This window comes from Frankia sp. CcWB2, assembly GCF_977927585.1.
Genome location: NZ_CDWRCM010000270.1, coordinates 1 through 1,480, shown reverse-complemented (window position 1 = coordinate 1,480; position 1,480 = coordinate 1). Strand labels below are relative to the sequence as shown.

Annotated in this window: 1 protein-coding gene; it reads right to left on the bottom strand. The window is 70.8% G+C overall.

Annotated elements, in window-relative coordinates:
- Positions 1 to 1,458: alpha-glucan family phosphorylase (glgP, locus tag ACY45C_RS20110; protein ID WP_462189119.1), on the bottom strand; the 1,458-nt coding region annotated here is incomplete at its 3' end.
- Positions 1,459 to 1,480 lie beyond the last annotated feature (22 nt).

Genomic DNA, 1,480 nt, shown 5'->3' with positions numbered 1-1,480 from the left:
CTCACCGGGTGCCGCGCCGCGCTCGAGCCAGGAGGCCCGCAGCCGGCGGCGGACCTCGGTGACGAGGCGTTCCCGCAACTGCCGCCGGGCGGCCCACACGACCTCGTCGGGCAACGCGGAGATCTTCTCGAATCCGGCCGCGTCGTCGGAAAGCAGGCCCGGGCCGGGCTCGCGGTCAGCAAGCTCGATGATGGGCCGGGACACCCAGGTCGGGGCGTGCACCCCGTTGGTCACCGAGCCGATCGGGACCTCGGCGGTGTCGAAACCGGGCCACAGCCCCGCGAACATCTCCCGGCTGACGATGCCGTGCAGCTTGCTGACGCCGTTCGAACGCTGCGCGAGCCGCAGACCCATGTGGGCCATGTTGAAGACGTTGGGGTCGGCCTCCACCCCGAGCTGCAGGATCCGCTCGACCGGCACACCGGGCCAGCCGTTGTCCCCGCCGAAATGGCGGGCGACCAGGCTGCGAGGGAACCGGTCGATGCCGGCGGGGACGGGGGTGTGGGTGGTGAACAGCGTGCCGGCGCGGGCGGCTTGGAGCGCCTCGTCGAAGCTGAGCCCGTTCTCGACGAGCTCCCGGATCCGCTCTAGGCCGAGGAAGCCCGCGTGCCCCTCGTTGGTGTGGTACACCTCGGGCTCCGGAGTCCCGGTCACCGCGGCGTAGGCGCGCAGCGCACGGACACCCCCGATGCCCAGCAGCATCTCCTGGAGCAGCCGGTGGTCGGTCCCGCCGCCGTAGAGCCGGTCGGTCACCCCCCGCTCGGCCGGCTGGTTGTCCTCGACGTCCGAGTCGAGCAGCAGCAGCGGGACCCGTCCGACCTGCGCCTTCCAGATCTGCGCGTGCAGCGTGCGACCCTCGGGCAGACCGACGGCCACCTTCACCGGCATCCCCGCCGGATCGGTCAGCTGGGCCAGGGGGAGCCCGTGCGGGTCGATGCCCGGGTACCGCTCCTGCTGCCAGCCGTCCCGGGACAGCGACTGCACGAAGTACCCGGCCCGGTAGAGCAGGCCGACGCCGATGATCGGCACGCCGAGGTCGCTCGCGGTCTTGAGATGGTCGCCGGCGAGGATGCCGAGGCCGCCGGAGTACTGCGGCAGCACCTCGGTGATACCGAACTCCGGGGAGAAGTAGGCGATCGCCGACGGGGCGCCTTCGGCCTTCCGCTGCTGATACCACAGATCGGCTGTCAGGTACTCCTGGAGGTCGTCCGCGACGTCGGTGAGCCGGCGCACGAACCGGCGGTCGGCGGCCAGCGCGAGCAGCCGGTTATGATCCACCTCGCCGAGCAGGCGGACCGGGTCTCCCTTCGTCGCCTGCCAGAGCTCCGGATCAACAGACTCGAACAGGTCCAGCGTCTCGGGATGCCAGGACCAGCGAAGATTCAGGACTAGTTCCCCTAGTGGAGCAAGCTGCCCGGGGAGCTGCGCACGGACGGTGAACCGTCGGAGGGCTCTCACGAAGACGTGAGCCTAGTACTCC